18 protein-coding genes are annotated in these 21,301 nt (G+C 69.7%); 7 read left to right on the plus strand and 11 right to left on the minus strand.

Annotated features, from left to right (window positions below):
* Positions 1-8 precede the first annotated feature (8 nt).
* The gene (locus ABD332_RS28455) at positions 9-959 is read right to left on the minus strand and encodes an NAD(P)-dependent oxidoreductase (protein ID WP_344505304.1); all 951 of its coding nucleotides are present in this window, start codon (positions 957-959) and stop codon (positions 9-11) included.
* Between the two features lie 92 nt (positions 960-1,051).
* Here ABD332_RS28455 and ABD332_RS28460 point away from each other — a divergent pair, with 92 nt between their 5' ends.
* Positions 1,052-2,167: a mandelate racemase/muconate lactonizing enzyme family protein gene (locus ABD332_RS28460; protein WP_344505306.1), complete on the plus strand. Its 1,116-nt coding sequence runs from the start codon at positions 1,052-1,054 to the stop codon at positions 2,165-2,167.
* A gap of 21 nt (positions 2,168-2,188) precedes the next feature.
* Positions 2,189-2,572 (plus strand): RidA family protein, encoded by a 384-nt coding sequence (locus tag ABD332_RS28465; RefSeq protein ID WP_327010582.1) that lies wholly within the window; start codon positions 2,189-2,191, stop codon positions 2,570-2,572.
* A gap of 50 nt (positions 2,573-2,622) precedes the next feature.
* Here ABD332_RS28465 and ABD332_RS28470 read toward each other — a convergent pair whose 3' ends face one another.
* The 7 genes from ABD332_RS28470 to ABD332_RS28500 are packed head-to-tail and all read right to left on the minus strand — an operon-like array spanning position 2,623 to position 10,691.
* Positions 2,623-3,414, minus strand: a complete 792-nt coding sequence (locus tag ABD332_RS28470) for an SDR family NAD(P)-dependent oxidoreductase (protein WP_344505309.1) — start codon at positions 3,412-3,414, stop codon at positions 2,623-2,625.
* A complete protein-coding gene (locus ABD332_RS28475; RefSeq protein ID WP_344505310.1) occupies positions 3,405-4,331 on the minus strand; it encodes a succinylglutamate desuccinylase/aspartoacylase family protein in 927 nt (308 codons plus the stop codon). Before ABD332_RS28475 ends, ABD332_RS28470 begins: the two co-directional genes overlap by 10 nt.
* Entirely contained in the window at positions 4,328-5,275 is a 948-nt protein-coding gene (locus ABD332_RS28480; RefSeq protein WP_344505312.1) for a dihydrodipicolinate synthase family protein, read from the minus strand. The genes ABD332_RS28475 and ABD332_RS28480 overlap by 4 nt, the downstream gene beginning before the upstream one ends.
* A 10-nt stretch (positions 5,276-5,285) precedes the next feature.
* Positions 5,286-7,310: a dipeptide ABC transporter ATP-binding protein gene (locus ABD332_RS28485; protein ID WP_344505314.1), complete on the minus strand. Its 2,025-nt coding sequence runs from the start codon at positions 7,308-7,310 to the stop codon at positions 5,286-5,288.
* Positions 7,307-8,158 (minus strand): ABC transporter permease, encoded by an 852-nt coding sequence (locus ABD332_RS28490; RefSeq protein WP_344505316.1) that lies wholly within the window; start codon positions 8,156-8,158, stop codon positions 7,307-7,309. The genes ABD332_RS28485 and ABD332_RS28490 overlap by 4 nt, the downstream gene beginning before the upstream one ends.
* The gene (locus tag ABD332_RS28495; protein ID WP_344505318.1) at positions 8,155-9,087 is read right to left on the minus strand and encodes an ABC transporter permease; all 933 of its coding nucleotides are present in this window, start codon (positions 9,085-9,087) and stop codon (positions 8,155-8,157) included. The genes ABD332_RS28490 and ABD332_RS28495 overlap by 4 nt, the downstream gene beginning before the upstream one ends.
* Entirely contained in the window at positions 9,084-10,691 is a 1,608-nt protein-coding gene (locus tag ABD332_RS28500) for an ABC transporter substrate-binding protein (protein WP_344505319.1), read from the minus strand. Before ABD332_RS28500 ends, ABD332_RS28495 begins: the two co-directional genes overlap by 4 nt.
* 296 nt (positions 10,692-10,987) lie before the next feature.
* On the opposite strand from ABD332_RS28500, the gene ABD332_RS28505 reads away from it, so the two are divergent.
* From ABD332_RS28505 to ABD332_RS28525, 5 genes are all read left to right on the plus strand, one after another.
* Positions 10,988-11,761: an IclR family transcriptional regulator gene (locus tag ABD332_RS28505; protein ID WP_344505320.1), complete on the plus strand. Its 774-nt coding sequence runs from the start codon at positions 10,988-10,990 to the stop codon at positions 11,759-11,761.
* A 249-nt stretch (positions 11,762-12,010) separates the two neighbouring features.
* Positions 12,011-13,195 carry an aspartate aminotransferase family protein gene (locus ABD332_RS28510; protein WP_344505698.1) on the plus strand — a complete coding sequence of 395 codons (1,185 nt, stop codon included), beginning with the start codon at positions 12,011-12,013 and terminating at the stop codon, positions 13,193-13,195.
* Between the two features lie 14 nt (positions 13,196-13,209).
* Positions 13,210-14,682 carry a M81 family metallopeptidase gene (locus tag ABD332_RS28515; RefSeq protein ID WP_344505322.1) on the plus strand — a complete coding sequence of 491 codons (1,473 nt, stop codon included), beginning with the start codon at positions 13,210-13,212 and terminating at the stop codon, positions 14,680-14,682.
* A gap of 116 nt (positions 14,683-14,798) precedes the next feature.
* The gene (locus ABD332_RS28520; protein ID WP_344505323.1) at positions 14,799-15,920 is read left to right on the plus strand and encodes a pyridoxal-phosphate dependent enzyme; all 1,122 of its coding nucleotides are present in this window, start codon (positions 14,799-14,801) and stop codon (positions 15,918-15,920) included.
* Positions 15,920-16,732, plus strand: a complete 813-nt coding sequence (locus ABD332_RS28525) for an SDR family oxidoreductase (protein WP_344505325.1) — start codon at positions 15,920-15,922, stop codon at positions 16,730-16,732. The genes ABD332_RS28520 and ABD332_RS28525 overlap by 1 nt, the downstream gene beginning before the upstream one ends.
* A 109-nt stretch (positions 16,733-16,841) precedes the next feature.
* Here the strand turns inward: ABD332_RS28525 and ABD332_RS28530 are convergent, their stop codons facing one another.
* The 3 genes from ABD332_RS28530 to ABD332_RS28540 form a co-directional block, all read right to left on the minus strand.
* Positions 16,842-17,876, minus strand: coding sequence for an ABC transporter ATP-binding protein (locus ABD332_RS28530; RefSeq protein WP_344505326.1), 1,035 nt, complete (start codon positions 17,874-17,876; stop codon positions 16,842-16,844).
* 111 nt (positions 17,877-17,987) lie between these two features.
* On the minus strand, positions 17,988-19,319 hold the full coding sequence (locus ABD332_RS28535; RefSeq protein ID WP_344505327.1) for a sugar ABC transporter substrate-binding protein: 1,332 nt from the start codon (positions 19,317-19,319) through the stop codon (positions 17,988-17,990).
* 13 nt (positions 19,320-19,332) lie between these two features.
* Entirely contained in the window at positions 19,333-21,225 is a 1,893-nt protein-coding gene (locus tag ABD332_RS28540; protein WP_344505329.1) for an ABC transporter permease, read from the minus strand.
* Positions 21,226-21,301: the final 76 nt, after the last annotated feature.

Consider the following 21,301-nt stretch of genomic DNA (forward strand, 5'->3'; position numbering starts at 1 on the left):
CGAGCCGGTCATGATGCCTCCCTGAGCCGACCGTGCCGGTCGAGCAGGTCGATGATGCGGGCCGCCGAGAGGGTGTGCATGTCGGCGAACGCCTCCACCGACGTCGCGCCGACGTGCTGGGTCAGTACCACATTCGTGAGCCCGGACAGCGGGTCCGGCACCGGCGGCGGTTCCACCTCCCGGACGTCGAGGCCCGCGCCGCGCAGACGGCCGGCCTTCAAGGCGGCCGCCAGGGCCTCCTCGTCGATGAGCCCGCCCCGGGCCACGTTCACCACCACCGCGTCCGGCCGCAGGCGTTCGATCGCCGCGGCGTCAAGCACGTGGCGCGAGTCCGCGGTCAACGCGGCGCACAGCACGACCGCGTCGCTTTCGTCGAGGAGGTCGTTCAACGGTACGAGCGGGAAGGGCGCCTCGGTGCGGTACGGATCGTAGGCCACGACCGTCATGCCGAGTCCGTGTGCCTTCTCGGCGACGCGGGTGCCGATGCGACCAAGGCCGACCACCCCGATGCGCTGACCGCGCACCCGTCGAATCATGTAGAACTCCGGCAGTTCACGGACCTCCCATTGACCGGCCGCGGCTGCACTCGCCATCGGCACCAGTGCCCGCTGCACCGCCATCAGCAGTGCGATGGCCTGGTCGGAGACCTCCTCGGTGCAGTAGTCGGGCACGTTCGTGACCTCGATGCCGAGCTCTGCCGCGCGTGCCGTGTCCACGCCGTCCATGCCGACGCTGTAACAGAGAATGCCGCAGCATCGTGTCATCAGGTCGAGCTCTTCGCGGGGTAGCCGGCCCGACGCGACGACGACGTCGGCCTTTGGCAGCGCCTTGCGGGCGGCGTCCAGATCGGCCGGTAGCACCAGGTCGACGCCACGGGCCGCCAGCGTGTCCCGTTCGACGTCGTAGTTCCACCGCAGGGTGGTGATGGGGTCGTAGACAACAACGGTGGGAGCGCCCATATCTCTCCTCGCACAATGCGGCCGTTTCAGCAGTTGAACTCAGCATTTTACTCGATAGAATCAGCCAGCTACACCGATGTCAAGGAGGCCCCATGCGCGTCACCGCCGCCGAAGTGCTGCACGTGCGGGCACCGCTCACCGTCGCGGCCGGTCCGGCCGGCGTGTTCAACCGGCACCGCGAAACGTTGCTGCTGAAGCTGTCCACATCCGACGGAACGGTCGGCTGGGGCGAGACCTACGCCCTGCCCGGCACCCGCGACCTCCTGGCCATGCTCGCCGCGGACCTTGTCGGCGCGCCGGTCACGCACGCGTGGCCACGCCGCCCCGGCCTCGACGAGGTGGGCGCCGCGCTGGCGCTGAGCGCCGTCGACATCGCCTGGCACGACCTGCTCGGCCGAACGCTCGGCGTGCCGGTGCACACCCTGCTCGGCGGCGCCCGACGCGAGCGGGTGCCGGCGTACGCCTCCGGCTTCCTCTACCAGGAGGGCCGCCACCCCGCCGACGCCTGGCCGGACGAGGCGGCCAGACTGCACGAGCGAGGCTTCCGCGCCATGAAGGTACGAATGGGCGGCTACCCGCCGGTCGAGGAGCTGGCGCTGCTGGAGCAGCTGCGGGCCACGCTCCCCGGCGACGTGATGCTCATGGTCGACGCCTGGGGCGCCTATTCGGCTCCCACCGCGGTGCGGGTGGGCCGGCGCCTGGCCGACCTGGGCGTCGCGTGGTTCGAGGAGCCGACCCCCCTGACCCGGCCCGAGCTCACCGCGCAGCTGGCGGTGCCGGTCGCCGGTGGCGAGATGGGGCGGACGCCGTCCGAGTTCGCACGGCTGCTCGACCACCGCACGTTCGACGTGATCCAGCCCGACGCGGCGATCTGCGGGGGACTCGCCGCGGCCCGGTTCGTCGGGGAGCTCGCGGCGCTGCATGAGATCGCGTGCGTGCCGCACACCTGGAACGGGGCCGTGATGGCCGCCGCCACCCTGCATCTGGCCGCCGTCCTGCCACCGGCCGCACGCACCGGCGACGGCACCTGGCCCGGCGGCGACGTGAGTGGTCCCATGCTCGAATACGACACGAGCGAAAACCCGTTCATCCGCGACATCCTGCGCGTCCCACCATCCTTGGTGGACGGATGTTTCGCGGTGCCCGACTCGCCGGGCCTCGGCATCGAGATCGACGAGACCACGCTGTCCCAATACCGCATCGCATAACCGCGGCCCCAGGAGGCAACCATGCAGAAGGAACCGATCGTCCCCGCCGGCGGCGCACCGCCGGCCGGGCCCTACTCACCCGGAATCCGGGCCGGCAACCTGCTCTTCGTCTCGGGCCAAGGCCCCTTCGATGCCGACGGCAAGCTCATCGGCGACACCTTCCAGATCCAGGCACGCGCCACCTTCGCCAACATCGAACGCATCATCACGGCCGCCGGCGGGAATCTCTCCGGCATCCTGCGCATCGGCGCCTACCTGCACACCCTGGACGACTTCGCGGAGTTCAACGACATCATGCGCGACGTACTACCCACCCCGCATCCAGCGCGTACGACGATCCCGGTACCACTGCCCGGATTCCTGATCGAGATCGACGCGGTCGTGCTGCTCCCCGACCCCGCCTGACGACCTGAACCGGCGCTCCACGGTGAGCTCACCGTGGAGCGCCTGGACGCTCAGTAGGACAGCCAGCCACCGTCGACGAGGATGCTCGCGCCGGTGACGAAGCCGGCCTCGGCGGAGCAGAGGTAGGCCACCATCGAGGCCACGTCGTCGGGATGGCCGCGGCGGCCCAGCGGCGTGTGCCGCTCCCACCACCGCTGCGGCTCGGACAGCTCCGGCGGGGGCGCCGGGGTGCCGGCGCGCTCGTCGAGCGCGATGTCACCCGGCGCGACGTGGACCGCTCGGATGTTGTGCGGCGCCAATTCGAACGCCAGCCCCCGGGTCAGCCCCAGCATCCCCGCCTTGGTCGTCGTGTAGGCGGTCGCGTGGTGCTGGGCCGCATACGCGGCGACCGAGCCGATGTTGACAATCACGCCCGGCGTGCCCCTCGCCACCATGCACCGGGCGGCCTCGCGGGAACACCGGAACGCAGCGGTGAGATTCACGCCGACGATGCGATCCAGCCACTCGTCATCGCAGTCCAGCAGCGGGCGCGACGCGCCCGGCCCGGTCACCGCCGCGTTGTTCACCAGGATGTCGATGCCGCCGAAGCGCTCCACACAACGCGCGACGAGCGCCCTGCAGGACGCCGCGTCGGCGAGGTCGGCCACAGCTACGTCGAGACTGCGGTGGGGCGCGGCGAGCCGGCTCGCCGCCGCGGCCGCGGTCTGCGGGGTTCGCTGACCGACGAGGACGTGCGCGCCCTCATCGGCGAGGCGGGCCGAGATCGCCGCGCCGATCCCGCTTCCGCCGCCGGTCACCAGGGCCACCCGCCCGGCCAATCCGGCGGTGCCGGTCACTGCCACGACACCTCCTCCGCGACGGGCCCGAGCATGACGATGCCGATGCCGGGCTCGACCTCGGCCCGCCGCCGCAGCATCATCACCGTTCCGTCGTGCGGGGCCGAGATCTCCTCGGCCGGCAACCCGTCCCCGTCGAGAATCTCCGCCACCAGGTCGCCGCACCTGACCTGGTCGCCGGCCCGGACCGCGGTGACACACCAGCCTGACACCGATGCGGAGACCGACGAGTCGACGTCGCCGTCACCACCGCGCAGGATCCGTTGCGGTCCCGATCCCGCCGGCACGTCCGCGTCGGCGAGCATGCCGAGCCGGCCGAGCACCCGCAGTACGCCGTCGCGGTAGCCGAGCAGCTCCGAGCGGCGCAACGATCCGCCGCCGCCGCCCTCGACGTAGATGGACGGCACGCCGTAGGACGAGGCCGTGGTAAGGCTGCGCCCCGGATTGAGCCGGTCGTGCGCCCAGAGCAGCGGCGCACCGAACGCGTGCGCCGCCGGTCGGCCGGTCGGATCGCTGAAACCGGCGAAGAACGGCATCGCGTAGTTGAGTCCCGCCGAGTGCAGATCGATGAGCAGGTCCGAGTTACGGATGACGCGCTGTGCCAGGGCGTCCGCGATCCGTTCGGTGACCGTGCCGTCGGCGCGGCCGGGGAAGGCGCGGGCCAGGTTGCCGTCGTCGACAGGGCTGGTCCGGGTGCCCGCCTCGTGGGCCGGCGGGTTCGCGACCGCCACCGCGAGGATCCGCCCGGACCATTGCGGCGGGTCGGCGCTGAGGTGCGCCACGATCGCCCGTACGGCGGCGATGCCCTCCAGTTCGTCGCCATGCACCCCGCCGAGCAGGGCCACGGTCGGGCCGGCGGCGGAGCCCGCCAGTTCCCGGATCACGACCGTAGCCTCGCCGACGTCGATCCGGTGTGTCGTCACGGCCGCCCGATCTCGGCCGCCGCCAACGTTTCCCGCACGTGGGTCCGCATGCCGTCGTCGACCTGCACGAACGGCAACGCGGTCGTCGAATGTGCGATGACCCCCTGCTGTACCAGGGCCTCCTTCAACGACGCGATGACCGAGGCGCTGAAACTGCCGCCCGGCATCGGGTGCTGGTAGAGCTTGAAAAACGCCACGATGCGGCTCTGCATCTCGGCCGCACCCTTCCAGTCCCCGGCCGTCGCGCGCGCGGCGAGTTCGACGTGCCACGGCGCGAAGACGTTGGCCAGGCCCGGCACGGCGCCGTGGAACCCGCCCAGCAACAGCCCGTCGATCGCGAACTCGCTGCCCGTGTAGCGACGGAACCCCTCGATGTCCGCCGTCGCCTCGGCCAGCATCCGCTGGGCCTCCACGTTGCCCGAGGAGTCTTTCACCCCCGCCACAACTCCCTCGCCGGCGAGCTCACGCATCAGGTCCGGCTCCAGCACCACGGTGACCCGGCTGGGAATGTTGTAGGCGAGGACCGGCACCGAGCCCGCGGCCCCGGCCACAGCGCGGAAGTGCCCGCCGAGCTCGGCGGCGGAGTGCGGGAAGACGAACGTCGGCGGCACGAGCAACGAGTCGGCGCCCATCTGCGCGTACACCTTCGCGTCGGCGACCGCCTCGCGGGTGCCGAGCGCCGGCACGCCGATCATGAGATGGGTCCGCTCGTCGACCCGGGCCACCGCACGGGCAGCGACCTCGAGCCGCTCGTCGCGGGAGAGCGCGCCGTTCTCGCCGCACGAGCCGAGCACGAGCAGCCCGGTCACGCCCCGCCCGATGAGGTGGTCGACGAGTGCGTCGAGCGACTCGAGATCCGGGGCACCCGACGGCAGCATCGGGGTGACCATCGGCACGATCACGCCGGCGATCGGCGGGGGGACCGGGACACGAAGCGATGTCATGGAGACCTTCCTAGCGAGCGGTAGGCGACGATCCGGGACTGATGAGCGATCCGGGGAAGTGACAGGCGACCTGACGGTCGGATGAAACCGGCGACAACGGTGGGGGGCTCGTAGCGCAGATGTCCTGCGCCACGGGACAGCGAGGCTGGAACGGGCAGCCGGGTGGCGCGTCCAGGGGCGAGGGCGGTTCGCCGGCCAGCACGATCCGGTCCGCCGCACCCGGGGCCAGATCCACCCGGGGAAGCGCGGAGAGCAGCGCCACCGAGTACGGATGCAGGGGCTGCTCGAAGAATTGCTCCCACGGCGCCAGCTCCACCAGACGCCCCAGGTACATCACGGCGATCCGGGTGGCGATCTCCCGGACCGCGACCAGGTCGTGCGAGACGAACAGGTAGGCGAGGCCGTGCTCGCGCTGCAGGTCCCGCAGCAACGCGATGACGTGCGTCTGGATCGACACGTCGAGCGAGGCGGTCGGCTCGTCGAGCACGATCAGCTCGGGACGGGCGGCGAGCGCACGGGCGATCGCGACCCGCTGCGCCTGGCCACCGGAGAGCTCATGTGGATACCGCCCGGCCAGGGCCTGACCCAGTCGCACCTCGTCGAGCAGTTCGGCCACCCGCCGGCGGCGCTGATCCCCGGGCATGCCGAGATTGACCAGCGGCTCCGCGATCGCGTCGCCGACTCGTTGACGTGGGTTGAGTGAGCCGTGCGGGTCCTGGAAGACAGCCTGCATGCGCTGCTGGCGCCGCACGCCGCCGCGCGGGTCGGCCGGATTGTCGCCGGCGACCCTGACGGTGCCCGATGTGGGCGGCTGCAGGCCCAGCACAAGATGCGCCAGGGTGGACTTGCCGGAGCCGGACTCGCCCACGAGCGCCACCGTTTCGCCGGCCCGTACGTCGAGGTCGACACCGGCCAACGCATGCAGCTTCCTGCGACGCACCCGGTAGACCTTGGTCGCCGCACGAACAACCACGAGCGGCTCGCCGACCACCAGCTGCTTCACGGGCTGCTCCGGCAGCACCGGCGCGGGAGACGGTGCCGGGCCGTCAGCGCCTGCGTTGCGGGGCGCCTGCCCGACCGCGTCGTGGTTGAAGCAGGCGACCCAGTGCCCGCCGCCGATCGCCAGCAGCTCGGGCATGCTCTGCGCACAGGCGTCGAGCCGGTAGGTGCAGCGCGGCTCGAACGGGCAGCCGGGCGGTGGATCGGCGAGGTCCACCGCGCTGCCCGCGATGCTTGCAACCTCTCCCCGCCGCAGTGTGATACGCGGGGTCGCATCGCGCAGCGCGGCCGCATACGGATGGCGCGGCCGGGCGAAGAAGTCCGGCGCTGGGCTGTCCTCGACGATCCGGCCGCCGTACATGACGATGACCCGGGTGCAGAGCTGGCGGATCAGGCCAAGGTTGTGCGAGACGATGACCAGCCCCATGTCGGCCTGCGGGCCCGGCGCCCCGATGGTGGCGAAGAGTTCCATGATCTGTGCCTGGATGGTGACGTCCAGCGCCGTGGTCGGCTCGTCCGCGATCACCAGCAGCGGGTCGTTCGACAGCCCCAGCGCGATCAGGCCGCGCTGCCGCATGCCACCGGAGAGCTCGTGCGGACGCCGCGCGAGTTGGCTGCGCGGCGCGGGCATGCCCACCGACCGCAGCGCCTGGACGGCCCGATCCCGGCGGCGCCCGCGGTCGGTCTCGCCGTGCGCGCGCAGCCCTTCGGAAAGGTGGTCGCCCAGGGTCCGTAGCGGGTCGAACGAGGTGAGCGGGTCCTGGAACACCATGCCGGCCTTGCTGCCGCGCAGCCTGCGCATCCGCTCCTCCGGCAGGTCCGACAGCTCGATGCCGTCGATCGTGATGGAACCGGACTCCTGCTTCGACCACGGCGGCAGGAGCCGCATCAGTGCCAGCGCCAGCGTCGTCTTGCCCGAGCCGGACTCACCGACGATGCCGACGCGCTCGCCGGACGCCACGTTGAAGGAGGCGCCCGCGACGGCCCGCACGTCGTCGTAGACGATGGTCAGGTCGCGAACTGAGAGCAGGCTCACCGCGTCCGCCTGCTGGACACGTCGACCCGGAGCGCGGCGCCGAGCCCTTCGCCGACGAAGTTGATGCCGAGCACGGTCAGCATCAGCATCAGCGCGGGCGCGAGCGCGGCCACCGGGGCGGTGTAGATCGCCCGGACCCCTTCGGTGAGCATCACACCCCAGTCCGCTTCAGGCGGCTGTACGCCGATGCCGAGGAAGCTCAAGGCGGACAGCACCACGATCCCGTTCCCCATTCCGATTACCAGCAGGACGACCAGCACGTCAGCGACGTTGGGCAGCACATGCACGCGCAGCATCCGCGGCAGTGAGGTGTTGCTGACGCGAGCCGCCTGGATGAACGCCGCGCTGCGCAGTGGCAGGACCGACCCGCGCATGACCCTGGCGTAGGACGGCAACGCCGCGATCGACACCGCGAGCACCGCGCTCGTCACGCTCGGGCCCAGGATCGCCACCACGACGATCGCTGTAAGCAGCGTCGGGAACGACAGCAGCACGTCCACCACACGCATCACGACGGTGTCGAACATCCGGCCGATGAAGCCGGACGCGATGCCGAGCAGGCTGCCGGCGACCGCGCCCAGGCCGACCGCGAGCAGGCCGGCCGGGATGGACAGCACGCCGGCGTGCAGGAGCCGGGCGAGGATGTCGCGCCCGAGGTTGTCGGTGCCGAGCGGGTAGGTCGCGGACGGACCGGCGTAGGCGTCCATCGGATGCGTGCGGGTCGGTGACGCACCGTAGATCAAGGGACCTACTACGGTGACGACCGCCACGATCAGGAGCAGCACCAGACCCACCCGGGTCAGTCGCTGCGACAGGAACCGGCGAGCCGCGCTGGATCTGGTCGTCATGACAGGCCGATCCGGGGGTCGATGATGCGATAGACCACATCGATGAACAGGTTGATGCCGAGGATCAACAACGCCACGACGAGGATCTCCCCCTGCACGGCCGGCAGGTCCCGCCGGCCGATCGAGTCGAAGATCGTGGTGCCGAGTCCCGGCCAGGAGAAGATGTTCTCCACGATGAGGGCGCCCGCCAGTAGCCGTCCGAACTCCACCGAGAGCAGCGTGACCACCGGGATGGACGCGTTGGGCAGCACGTTGCGGGTGAGCAGCCGCCGCTGGGGCACACCGACGGCACGCAGCGTCCGCACGAAGGGCCGGCCCACCGCGTCCAGCACGCTCGCCCGCACGACCCGCGCCTGGATGCCGGCGAGCGGAATGCCCAGGGCCAGCGCGGGCAGCACGATCGAGGTCCAGGATTCCGCGCCGGCCACCGGGAAGATCTGCAGATATACCGCGAACACCGTGGCAAGCACCGTGGCGAGCAGGAAGTCGGGTGTGGCCACCAGCATCGTGGTCACGGTGGTGAAGCTCAGCCCCGCGCGGCGCCGCTTCGCGTCGCGCAACGCGCTGGCGATGCCGATCGGCAGCGAGAGCAGCAGGCCGGCGAGAACGCCGGCTGCCGTCAGCATCAGCGTGTTGGGCAGGCGCTCGGCGACGACGTCGGCCACCGGCTGCCGGGTGAGGAACGAGGTGCCCAGATCGCCGTGCAGGACGTTCTCCAGATAGGTGAAGAACTGCACCAGCAGCGGATCGTTGAGTCCAAGCTGTTCCCGCAGTTCCTCGGCGACCTGCGGATCCAGATTGGTACCCGCGATGACCTGCACGGGGTCGCCAGGCACGAGACGGATCATCGCGAACGTGATCACGAGCACCGCCAGCGCGGCGGGAACTGTCACCAGTACCCGCCGCGCGACGAACCGTACGAAGCTCACTCGGCCGGCACCAAGTCGTTGATCTTCAGGATGCCGTCCGGCTGCATGCCGATCCCGCCGACCGCCTTCGCCGAGAACACGACGCTCTTCGGCTGGTAGAGCACCAGGGCCGTATGGTCGGCCGCCATGAGATGCTGCGCCCGGGACACGAGCGCGTTGCGCTTGGCCGCGTCGACCTCGCTGATCGCCTGGTCCAGCGCGGCGTCCACATCCGGGTTGCAGTTGAACGTCAGGTTGGTGCCCTGCGGCACCTGCGCCGATGGGATGTTGGCGCAAGCGAAGAGGATCCGCATCGACCCGGCCGGGTCCAGGATGCCGTAGCGGCCGATGTAGATGGACTGGTCACCCTTGCGGCGGGTCTGGGTGACCGTGGCGAACTCCTCGGTCTTGATCTGTGCCTTGATGCCCACCTGGGCCAGCTGGTCCTGGACGAGCTGGTCGATCGCGGGCCACGGGTCGTCGCTCGCGGACAGGATGGACAGCGTCAGCGGCTTGCCGTCCTTCTGCATGACGCCGTCGGCACCGGCGGTGTAACCGGCCGCCGCAAGCAGCGACTTGGCCTGGGCCTGGCTGTACTTGGTCACCGCGCTCTCGACGGTCTTGTCGTAGCCGGGGACGATGGTCGGCACCGTGCTCCAGTTGGTCTCGGCGTAGCCACTGGCCACGGCCTGGATGAGCGCGTCACGGTCGATCGCCGCCGAGATCGCCTTGCGGACGTTGAGGTCCGGCACACTCTTCGCATTGATCCACAGGGCGGTCTCGCTGACCCCGGGGAAGGAAGTGTTGTTGAGGTTGGATGCGGAGGCGAGACGCTTGGCGTCGGGCCCGGTCAGCTGGGCCACCTGCACCGCCCCGGTGGTCAGCAGGTTCGCCCGGGTGCTGGCGTTGGTCACGTACTGGAAGATGATCCGCGCGTACTTCGGAGCGCCTTTGTTCGTCAGGTCGGGACGGATCGTCGTGTAGTCGTTGTTCCGCTCGACCTCGAGGCGGTCACCCTTGACGTAACTGACGAACTTGTAGGGGCCGGTTCCCACGGGCTTGGCGTCGAGCGTGCCGGCACTCGCCGCGGCCGGCGACGGGATGCTGAGATCCGCGTTGGTGAGGTTGATCAATGCCGCGCCCACGGGCGTCTTCCAGGTCACCTTTACGGTGCTGTCGTCGATGACCTGACTGTTGTCGTACGGGCCGAGAACGCTCTTGGAGTTGGTCGCCTTGGTGGCCGGGTCGACGACCCGGTCCAGCGCGGCCTTGACCGCTGCGGCGTTGAACGGGGTGCCGTCGTGGAACTTGACTCCGGCGCGGAGCTTGAACGTGATGGACGGGCCCTCGACGGTCCAGGACTCGGCCAGGCTGGGACCGATCGTGCCGTCGGCGTTGGCCACCACGAGCGTGTCGTAGATGGCGGCCATCTCGTCACTGAGGTATTGAATGTTCTTGGCCGGGTCCAGGGTCGGCTGCTCGGCGCCCTCGGCGATGTGCAGCGTCCCGCCGCCGGCCGAGTTGTCGGTATCTGCCGAACCGCACGCTGCGGCGGCGGCGATCATGAGGAACACGGCACCACCGGCGACCAGCCGGGAGTACATTCCCCTGCGGCGCGTAGACATTTGGACTGTCTCCACTTCGACGAAGCCGCCCGCCACCAGGCGGGACGCGATCCTCTGACGCGTGACTGAGTATTAGCGCGGCCACAAAGTCATGTCAACGGCTGAAACGATCGTTCCGATAATGGTCGGTACGAGCTGCTGCGGCAGCGTATCCGGCGGGTCGAAGCGTTTTGACAGGTGAAACAAATCGACTACGATGAGGCGCCGGTATGGGCCCTACCAGGGGTATCATCGCCCGTGCGACCTCATACTCGCTCCGCGCCACCGTCCCCAGTGTCACGAGACAGGACAGACCGATGAAGCAGACGGCTGAGTCCGCCGCCAGCTACCCGATCCGGGCCGTCGAGCGCGTCTGCGACATTCTTGACGTGCTGCAGCGATCCCGTGACGGTGCGTCGCTCTCGGATGTCGCCGAGGTGACGGCGCTGCCGAAGAGCTCGGCCTTTCGCTACCTGTCGGCCCTCGAGGCCCGCCGCTACGTCGAGCGTGATCCGGCCAACAGCCTGTATCGGCTCGGCCTGGCCTTCCGGCCGCAGCACACCCGGCAGGTGGACGTGCTCGTCAACCAGGCCAGGCCACACCTGGAGAAGCTGCGCGACCGGCTCGGCGAGACCACAAACCTGGGCGTGCTGGACGGAGCGCACATCGTGCACGCCCTCGTGGTGGAGAGCAACGAGATGATGCGGCTCGCGGCGCGCATCGGCGAGCGGGGCAGCATCCACGCCACCGCGCTGGGCAAGGCGATCGCGGCCGAACTGCCTGATGACCGAGTGCGCGCCATCCTCTCGGCCGAGCAGATGCTCCAGTACACCGACAGCACGATCGTCTCCGTCGAGGGATACCTGGCCGAGCTCAAGCGCGTCCGGCGCGAGGGATATGGGCTCGACGACTGCGAGAACCAGCCCGACGGCCGCTGCGTGGCGGTCGTGCTGGAGAGCATCCCGTTCCTGTGCGGCATCAGCGTGAGCGCGCCGGCCCGTCGGCTGACCTCCGACAAGGTCGAGACGGTCGCCCGCGCGCTGCGCCGCACTGCGATGCAGCTGGTGCGCGACTACCACGCCAGCGCCTGAAGCGCGCTCTCCACAAGCAATCCACCATCCGCACAGCCCAGCCCCACGCGCGGTGTTGACCACCGGCCGCGGCGGCGGCTACCGTCGTGCCAGTTTCAACTGTCGGTCTGCGAAATCCACTAGGCAGAACGCGGACGGCGCGACGGGCACCGGAAGGGGAGCCGAGTGGTGTCAAAAGCCTCGAGGATCAAGTCAGCGGAGTACTGGCCGCGAGCGAGCCGCCATCTTCCGGGTGGGGTCAACTCCAATGTGCGGCTGTCCGCGCCGCCGGTCTTCTTCAGCCGCGCCCAAGGCGCGTGGATGTGGGACGTGGACGGCAACGACTATGTCGACTACCTGCTAGGGCAAGGGCCGAGCTTCCTGGGCCACGCCAACGCCACAGTGAATCAGGCGGTCCACGACGCCTGCGGGGACGGCATGCTCTACGGCAACTCACACGTGCTGGAGGTCGAGGCCGCGGAGCGGATCTGTTCGGCGCTCGGCTGGGCCGAGATGGTCCGGCTCGGCCTGACCGGCACCGAGTCGGTCCAGGCGGCCCTGCGGCTGGCGCGTGCGGCGACCGGACGCCGGCGGTTCATCCGGTTCGAGGGCCACTACCACGGCTGGCTCGACAACGTGCTCGTCGACGCCGCTGGCACCGGACCCGCCAGCGCCGGCCAGGTCGGCGCACAACTCGCCGACTCGGTGGTGCTGCCGTGGAACGACGCGGAGGCCGTCGCGGCTGCGCTGGCCGAGCACCATGGCCAGATCGCCGCGCTCATCATGGAACCCATCATGGTCAACGCCGGCACGATCGAACCGCGACCCGGCTATCTGCAGCGCGTCCGCGAACTGTGCACCGAGCACGGCGTGGTGCTCATCTTCGACGAGGTGATCAGCGGCTTCCGGGTCGCCCTCGGCGGTGCGGCGGCCCGGTACGGCGTCACACCCGACCTTGCCACCTACGGCAAGGCCATGGCGGGTGGCTGGCCGGTCGCGGCCTTGGCCGGACACGCTCACCTGATGGAACGATTCGGCACCGGCGAGGTCAACCACTCGGGCACCTTCAACGGCTCCGTGATGGCCGCCGCGGCGGTGGTCGCCACCATCGACCTGCTGACCTCGGACCCGCCGTACGAGCGCATCGCCGAGCACGGCACGGCGTTGATGGCCGGGCTCCTCGAACTGGCCGACAAGCACCAGGTGCCGCTGCGGGTGCAAGGTGTCCCGATGGCGTTCCACGCCTCGTTCGGCCCTCGGGAACCGGTCACCGACCACCGCGAACTGCGCAACCTCGACCTTGCCCGGTACGCCCGCTTCGCCGAGGTGCTGGCTGGGTACGGGGTCTGGGTCGCCGGGCGAGGGATCTGGTACGTCTCAGCGGCGCACGGTCCGCGTGAACTCGCCACCACGCTTGAGCGCGTGGACGATGCGCTGAACGAATCAGGCGCGTAGGGAGTTCGGGGCACATGCGGGTCGGCATTCTCGGTCTCTGGCACGAAACCAACACCTACGCCACGCACCAGGCCACCCTCGCGGACTTCGCTGACTTCGAACTCGCGCAGGGTCACGAGGTCCTCGAGCAGAACGTGGACACCGGATCGGTCATCGGCGGCTTCGCCGACTCTCCCGACCACGAACTGGTGCCGATCTTCTCGGCCGGCGCCTGGCCGTGCGGCCCGGCCGATCGGGTCACCATCGAGGCCCTGCTCGAGCGCGCCGGCCGGGCCTTGCGCGCGGCCGGCCCGCTCGACGGGCTGCTCGTCAACCTGCACGGAGCGATGGTCGCCGACGGCTATCCCGACACCGAGACGGCGCTGCTGTCGGTGGTCCGGGAGACCGTCGGGTCCGTGCCGCTGGCGGCGGTGCTCGACCTGCACGCCAACCCGTCACCCGAGCTGGTCGAATCATGCGAGGTACTCGTCAGCTACGACACCTACCCGCACGTGGACATGCGCGAACGGGGCCGCGAGGCGGCCCGGCTGCTCGGCGACGTGTTCGCCGGGCGGCGGTTGCGCACGGCTGTCGGCAAGCTCCCACTGCTGGTCTGCCCGTTGGCTCAGGCGACCGACGCCGAGCCGATGCGCTCGCTGCAGCGACGGGCCGCGGCCCGGGCCCGCGCCGCGGGACTGGTGCGGATCTGCATCCCGGCCGGCTTCGCCTACAGCGACGTCGACCGGGTCGGCATGAGCGTGCTCGCCATCCACGACGAGGGCGACGAGGCGGCCGCGCGCGACGTCATCGCCGAGACCCTCGCCGACATCACCGAACAGACCGACGCCTTCATGGTGGCTCGCGACGACGCCGCCACGGCCGTGCGCCGGGCGATCGCCGGCGCGGCCCGCCCGGTCGTCCTCGCCGACGTCGCCGACAACATCGGCGGCGGCAGCCCGGGCGACGGGACCGCACTGCTCGCCGAACTGCTGGCCCAGCACGCACAGGACGCCGTGGTGACCGTGGCCGACGCGCGGGTCGCCCGCCTGGCAGCGGACCTCGGCACCGGCGCGGAGATCGAGGCGCTGGTCGGCGGGAAGACCGACCGCCGGCACGGCGACCCGGTGCGCGTGCGCGGACGGGTCGTCACGGTCACCGACGGCCGCTACCGCACCCAGGGCAGCTGGATGACCGGACGCGAGTTCAGCATGGGCACCACCGCGGTGCTGCGCGTCGAGGGCATCACCCTCGTGGTGACCGAGAGGCCGACGCCGCCGTTCCACGCCGAGCAGCTCTCCTCCGTCGGGGTGGACGCCCGCTCCGCCAAGATCATCGTCGCGAAGGGCGCCATCGCCTGGCGGGCCGCGTTCGGTGACATCGCCGCCGAGGTCATCGAGGTTGCCACGCCCGGCGCCTGCCCGATCGACGTCGCCTCACTTCCCCGCAACACAACGCCGATGACCCTCCCACCGACGACCTTCGTAGCCCGGCCCGGCGTGAAGCCTTGAGCGGCCCGGAGCGAAGCGGAGAGGCCGCTTTCTGGCTGGAATGCCGCGCCTGTGGCAGGTCCCGGGAAGCCGGCTCCCTGCGTTACCGCTGCGCCAGCTGCGGCGGAGAACTGGTCGTGCGCTACGCCGCTGCCTCCGACGGTTGGCAGGACCCGGCGCGGCGCGGGGTCTGGCGCTACCAGGGCCGGCTACCGCTGCACGACCCGGCGAACATCGTGAGTCTGGGCGAGGGTGCCACGCCGCTGGTGGAGCTGACCGGTGCCGTGCCCGGCGTCGCCTCCGTGCAGGTCAAGTGCGAGCATCTGAACCCGACCGGCTCCTTCAAGGACCGCATCGCTTCAGTCGCCCTCTCCATCGTGCGTGAACGCCGGCTCGCCGGCTGCGTCGGCACCTCCTCCGGTAACGGCGGCGCAGCCGCCGCCGCCTACGCGAGCCGGGCCGGCGTGCCGGCGGCGCTGTTCGCCCTCGCCGACACCGCCGCACCCAAGCTGCGCCAGATCCGAGCGCTCGGCGCGCGTGTCCATCTCGTCGACGGCCTCGGTCACGACGCCGCAGCCACCGACTCGGCGGCCGTCACCATTGCAGCGATCGCCGCCGATCGGGGCCTGATGCCGCTCCTGACCGGCGGCCGGTTCTCCCCCGAGGCGATGGAGGGTGCGACCACGATCGCGTACGAGATCGCCGAGGACGCCCCGGCCACGACCGTGGTGTACGCGCCGGTCGGCGGTGGCGGGCTGCTCTCCGCGATCGGCCGTGGCTTCACCGCAGGCGGGTTGATCGCCAACGGTGCGCGCCCCCGGGTCGTCGGTGTGCAGCCGGCTGGTTGCCCGACACTGCGCCCGGCGTTGGCCGGTGACCTCACCGGGCTTCGGGGCCCATGCACCACCACCGTCTCCGGGCTGCAGGTCGCCGTCCTCTTCGACGGCGTCGGCGCGGTCGACGCGGTGCGCGAATCCGGCGGGCACCTGACCGAAGTCACCGACGAGGAGATCCTCGATGCGCAGCGTATCCTCGCCCGCCGGCACGGCATCCTGGTCGAACCGGCCGGCGCGACCGCATTCGCGGGCCTGCTCGCCGACGCGGCGGCGGGCCGGCTCGACCCCTCCGACCGGGCGGTGATCGTCGCGACCGGGGCCGGCTACAAGGACGCCGGTGCCCTCGCCCGGCTCGCCGGCGACGACCCGGTGCCCCGGATCACCGCCGACCAGATCACCACCGCGATGGACATCCTCCGCTAATGGAAGGCCGGATCGCCTTGTCTGCACCGCGCTCGATCAACAGCCTCTACGACCTCACCGGTCGCGTCGCGATCGTGACCGGCGGAGCCGGCCTCTACGGTCGCCACATGTGCTACGCACTGGCCGAGGCCGGTGCGCACGTGGTGGTCACCTCCCGCGACCTGACCGCGTGCGAGGCGGCCGCCACCGCCCTCCGCCGGGACGGTTACGAGGCCAGCGCGCACCGGCTCGACCAGGCCGACGAGGCGTCCATCGTGGAGCTTCGCGATGCTGTCGTGGCATCGCTGGGCCGCATCGACGTGCTGGTGAACGGTTCGGTGCACCGCCAGGGCAGCGACCCCAACCGCACCACCGCCGCGGACTGGACCGCCACCAGCGAGGTGAACTCCTCCGGGCTCTTCCTGATCACGAAACACATCGGCGAGCAGATGATGGCCCAACGTTCGGGCAGCATCGTCAACATCGGCTCGATCTACGGTGTGGTCGGGCCCACCTTCGACGTCTATGCGGGCACCGAGATGACCTCGCCTGCCTTCTACGCGTTCGACAAGGGTGGCATGGTGAACCTCACCCGGTACCTCGCGTGCTTCTACGCGCCCTACGGCGTGCGGGTGAACTGCCTGTCGCCGGGCGGGTTGGCGACCCCAGACCAGCCGGCGGCATTCGTCACCGCCTACGCCGAACGCACGCCGCTGGGTCGATTGGCCGGACCCGACGACATCAAGGGCCCGGTGGTCTTCCTGGCCTCGGACGCCTCCGGCTATGTGACCGGTGTGAACCTCATGGTCGACGGCGGCTGGACCGCCCACTGACCGGGGTATGGGACCAGGCCCGCGTGCCGCGCGTCTGGAAGCGTGGCGCGGACCCCTTGTGGTGTCCACAAGGGGTCGAGCCGAAGTTGACCTGCCCGAGTGCCTTGCGCTAACGGACGATGCGCTCGGTGGAATCGAGGTCGAAGAGGTGGACGCGGCCGGGCTTGATCACCGCGGTGACGCGGTCACCCACTGCGACCGGGTCCTCGGGTGGCACCCGGGCGACGACCGTCGCTCCGCCGACCTCGAGTTCCACGAACGTGTCCGACCCGATCGGCTCCAGCAGGGCGACCTGCGCGTCGAAGGACAACCCGCCCGGCGCGCCCAGCGACACGTCCTCGGCCCGCAGGCCGGCCGCGACCCGCGGCCACTCGCCGTCGCGCAGCCCGATGGACTCGGCGGTGCCGAGTTCGAGGCGGACGTCCGGCGCCGTGAACACGACCCCGGCGGCGTGCCGCTCCAGGCTTCCCTCGATGAGGCTCATCCTCGGCTTGCCGAGGAAGGTCGCCACGTACATGTCCCGCGGTTTGCCGTAAACCTCGTGCTGGGTGCCGTACTGAACCAGCTTGCCATCGCGCATCACCGCGATCAGGTCGGAGAGGGTCATCGCCTCCTCCTGGTCGTGGGTGACGAAGACGCTGGTGGTGCCGAGCGTCTGGTGGAGATGCTTCACCTCGGTCCGCATGCGTGCGCGCAGGGCCGCATCGAGATTGCTGAACGGCTCGTCAAGCAGGAAGACCGCGGGCTTCTTCACCATCGCCCGCCCCAGCGCCACCCGCTGCTGCTGGCCACCGGAGAGCTGCCCGGGCCGGCGGTCCAGCAGGTGCTCGATGGCGAGCAGTTCTGCCGTGTGCCGGACCCGGGACTGGATCTCCGGCTTCGGACGGCGCTGGAGCCGCAGCCCGAAGGCGATGTTGTCGAAGACAGACATGTGCGGGTACAGCGCGTAATTCTGGAACACGATCGCCATGCCACGCTCGTTCGGGGGCACCCTGGTGATGTCACGCTCGCCCATGTGGATCGAGCCGCCGTCAGCTTGGTCCAGGCCGGCGATCAGGTTCAGGGTCGTGGTCTTGCCACACCCGGACGGCCCGAGCAGCGTGATGAACTTGCCCGCCGGCAATTCCAGCGACAGGTCGTTCACCGCCATCACCTTGCCGTAGCGACGATAGATCGATTCCAGCCGTAGTGACATACCCGCCATGTCCAACTCCTCCGAGAAACAACGAACGCAGGAAGCTATGAGCCAGGCGACCTACGAGCCGAGTTGGGCGATCATCAGCTTCTTGACCGCCTTGATCGTCTCTTCGTGGGCCTGCTCGGGCGTCCACGTGCCCTTCGACAGGTTGGTCAGGCCCAGCAGGAACGGCGCGTTCCATTTGAACGGGGCGTTGCCTGGCCAGGCCAGCTGCGCCGATGCCTGCTCGGCCAGCGTCGCCGCGAGCGGGAAGCCCGCGGCCACCTCCGGGTCCTTGCTGACCGACAGGCGGCTCGACGGCAGCACCTGACCGGCCTTACCGAGCACCATCTGCTTCTGAAACTCCGTCCCGGTGGTGTATTTGACGAAGCTCAGTGCGGCGTCGCGGTTTCGGGTGAACTTGTTGATGCCCAGGCCCTCGGCCACGATGACGCTGCCGCTCGTGCCGGCCGTGATGCCCGGCATCACGCTGACGCCGACCTCAGCCTTGGTGATCACCGACTTCTTGGCCGGGTCGGTGCTGCCGGCCGTGCTGCCGAAGCCGGTGGTGGCGGCCTGGCTGGCGGCCAGGTTCTGGTTGAACAGCAACGAGGTGTCCTGGTCGCCCACTGCGTTGGCGCCGGCCAGCCCGAAGAACTTCGACTGGAAGCCGCGGCTGATCGCCTGCCAGGCGGCGAGGCCCTTGTCGTTGTCGAAGAGCAGCTGGCTCTTGTCGTCGCTGAACAGTTGGCCCTTGGTGGAGTTGAAGAACGCGATCCAGAACGGGACGCCGTTGTTGTTCCACGGGATCACGCAGGGCTCGCGGTTGCCGACCGTCAGCTTGGGCGCGTACCCGTACAGGTCGTCCCACGTTCCCGGGATCTTCTCCGGCAGTGCCGCCGCGGACCAGTCGGACTTGTTGTAGAAGAAGAGCAGCATGTCGGCGAAGAGCGGTGCGGCGAGCAGCGCGCCGCCCTTGGTGAGCTGACCGAGCGCGGCCGGAACGTAGTCGCTGGTGTCGCCGAGCATGTCCTTGAGCGGAAGGTAGAGCTTGTCGCCGAAGTTGGAGATGAAGTCGACGCCGCCGTAGAGCACGTCGTAGCTCGCGTCCTTGGAGACGATCCACGAGGCGTAGCTGGTGGCCCGTTCCGCAAAGGGAATCACCTGGGCGTTGACCGTGGCGCCGGTGACCTGGCCCCATTGCTTGCCGGCCTCCGTGCACGCCTGCACGCTGGACGGGTTGCAGGCGACGTTGATCGTGACCCCGGGGAACTTTCCGTCGCCCTTGCTCGTCGGAGTGGGTGCCGGGTCGTCGGTGCAGGCGGAGAGGATCGGTGTGGCCGCCGCGACGGCGAAGGCGCTTCGCAGCAGCGTACGCCGGGAGGTACTGCGGGATGCAAATTGATTCATGAGTTGTGCCCCTTCAGCCCTTGAGGTAGCCCTCACTCAAGCCGGATCTGATCCGGCGGTGGAAGAGGATCACCAGAACGATCACGGGTAGCACGGCGACGATGCCCGCCGCCGCCTGGTAGGTGTAGGGAGGTTCGCCACTGATCCCCGACGGCGAGTTGATGTAGCCGATCCTGCGCGTGACCGTCACCGCGCCCTGGTTGCCCAGCACAACCGCGAACAGGAACTCGTTCCAGACGCTGATGAGCAGCAGAATTGCCGTGGCGGCCAGGCCGGCCGAAGCCGACGGGATGGTCACCCGGAACAGGGTGCCCAACCTGGTGCATCCATCCATCCGCGCCGAGGCCTCCAGCGCCGGTGGGACACTTGCGAAGATGTTGCGCAGCAACCAGATCGTCAGTGGCAACGAGAAGGCGACGTGGGCCACAATCAACCCGATCACCGAGTCGTTGAGGTTGAGCGCGTTGAAGATGAACAGCAGCGGAATGAGCAGGACGATGGCCGGCACGGTGTAGGCGAACATGAGCACCGCGATCGCGGCGCCCTTACCGGGCAGGTCGAGCCGGGCCAGCGGGTACGCGGCGAGTGCGGCGACCAGGAGCGTCAGCAGCGTCGACCCGACCGTGATCTGCAGGCTCACCCAGATCGAGGAGAGCCACTTGTCGTTGGTGAGGATGTCGACGTACTGGGAGAAGTCCAGCCGCGCGGTCAGGTCCAGCGGCACCGAGGTGACAGCGGACTCCGGCTGCAAGCTGGCCAGCACGATCCACAGGGTCGGGCCGATCGACCAGACGAGGAGCGCGCCGATCGCCACCGTCGAACCGACGCGGCGTACGGCGGGTGGCAGGGTCCACCGACGCCGCTTGCGCGAGTCCTCGGGCCACTCCTGCGGCGACTGATCTGCCCGCGCCGCGCTGTCGAGCCGCAACCGTCCGGCCGGCTCGTCGGCGGGGTTCTTCGCCTGGCGGCGGCGGAGGAGTCCGCCCGAACGCAGGTAGAGTGTCGCACCGCTCGCGGCGACGATGATCGCCATGAGGAACAGGGCCAGCATCGCCGAGTAGCCGAGACTGAGGTTGTCGAAGGCGGCGGTGAAGATGTAGTAGGTGATGGTCGTCGTCTCGAAGCCGGGGCCACCACGGGTGAGCTGGAAGAGCAGGTCGAAGACCTGCAGCGAGACGATGATCTGCAGGATCGTGGCGATCAGCAGGGTGGGCCCGATGCTGGGTAGCGTGATCGATCGGAAGGCCTGCCACGGCGTCGCACCGTCCATCCGGGCCGCGCGGTAGAGCTGGTTGGGAATCGCCTTGAGCGCGGACAGGATGATGAGGGCCAGCAGGGGCACCGATCGCCACGCCGTGGCGATCATCGCGAGCATCAGCGCGGTGGTCGGTTCCTGCAGCCAGGGCACCGCACCCTCGGTGAGGCCGAGTCCGTTGCTGACCTGGGTCGCCAGCCCGAAGCTGGGCTGGAAGATGAAGCGCCAGAAGAACCCTGTCACGATCGGGGCGATCGCCCATGGCAGCAACAACGCGACGGCGAGCGGCGTCTCGAACCGCGACCGCCTGTTCATCAGCAGTGCGGTGGCGAGTGCCAACGGGATGGTGAGCACGGTGGTGCCGACCGCGAACCAGAGGGTGCGCGGAATGGAGTCGACGAAGAATGAGTCGTTGAACATCCGGGTGATGTTGTCCAGGCCCAGGAACCTCGTCGGTCCGTCCTGAAGCAGTTCGATCCGGTAGAGGCTCATCACGAAGACTGCCGCGATCGGTGGGAGCACGATCACGCCGATGAACACGGCTGCCGGTACGAACAGCAATAGGGCGAAGCGGCGGTCGCTGAGCCGGTCCACCCGGCGGGAGATCCGGCGCGACACGCTCCCGCGTGCCGGTACCGCTTCTGTCGTCATCGATCCTCCCGCAGGCCTGTCGTCACGGCGTTGTGCGGGAAGTCTGCGATGCAGGACACCACCATGTCAACAGATG

This window comes from Dactylosporangium maewongense (genome assembly GCF_039531485.1).
Classification (GTDB): Bacteria; Actinomycetota; Actinomycetes; order Mycobacteriales; family Micromonosporaceae; genus Dactylosporangium; species Dactylosporangium maewongense.

Bases quoted from the DNA above. Each gene is read 5' to 3' on its own strand.
- ABD332_RS28500 (WP_344505319.1), bottom strand. From the start codon at position 10,691: ATGTCTACGCGCCGCAGGGGAATGTACTCCCGGCTGGTCGCCGGTGGT.
- ABD332_RS28460 (WP_344505306.1), top strand. From the start codon at position 1,052: ATGCGCGTCACCGCCGCCGAAGTGCTGCACGTGCGGGCACCGCTCACC.
- ABD332_RS28480 (WP_344505312.1), bottom strand. From the start codon at position 5,275: ATGACATCGCTTCGTGTCCCGGTCCCCCCGCCGATCGCCGGCGTGATC.
- ABD332_RS28535 (WP_344505327.1), bottom strand. From the start codon at position 19,319: ATGAATCAATTTGCATCCCGCAGTACCTCCCGGCGTACGCTGCTGCGA.
- ABD332_RS28490 (WP_344505316.1), bottom strand. From the start codon at position 8,158: ATGACGACCAGATCCAGCGCGGCTCGCCGGTTCCTGTCGCAGCGACTG.
- ABD332_RS28540 (WP_344505329.1), bottom strand. From the start codon at position 21,225: ATGACGACAGAAGCGGTACCGGCACGCGGGAGCGTGTCGCGCCGGATC.
- ABD332_RS28515 (WP_344505322.1), top strand. From the start codon at position 13,210: ATGCGGGTCGGCATTCTCGGTCTCTGGCACGAAACCAACACCTACGCC.
- ABD332_RS28455 (WP_344505304.1), bottom strand. From the start codon at position 959: ATGGGCGCTCCCACCGTTGTTGTCTACGACCCCATCACCACCCTGCGG.
- ABD332_RS28465 (WP_327010582.1), top strand. From the start codon at position 2,189: ATGCAGAAGGAACCGATCGTCCCCGCCGGCGGCGCACCGCCGGCCGGG.
- ABD332_RS28505 (WP_344505320.1), top strand. From the start codon at position 10,988: ATGAAGCAGACGGCTGAGTCCGCCGCCAGCTACCCGATCCGGGCCGTC.
- ABD332_RS28525 (WP_344505325.1), top strand. From the start codon at position 15,920: ATGGAAGGCCGGATCGCCTTGTCTGCACCGCGCTCGATCAACAGCCTC.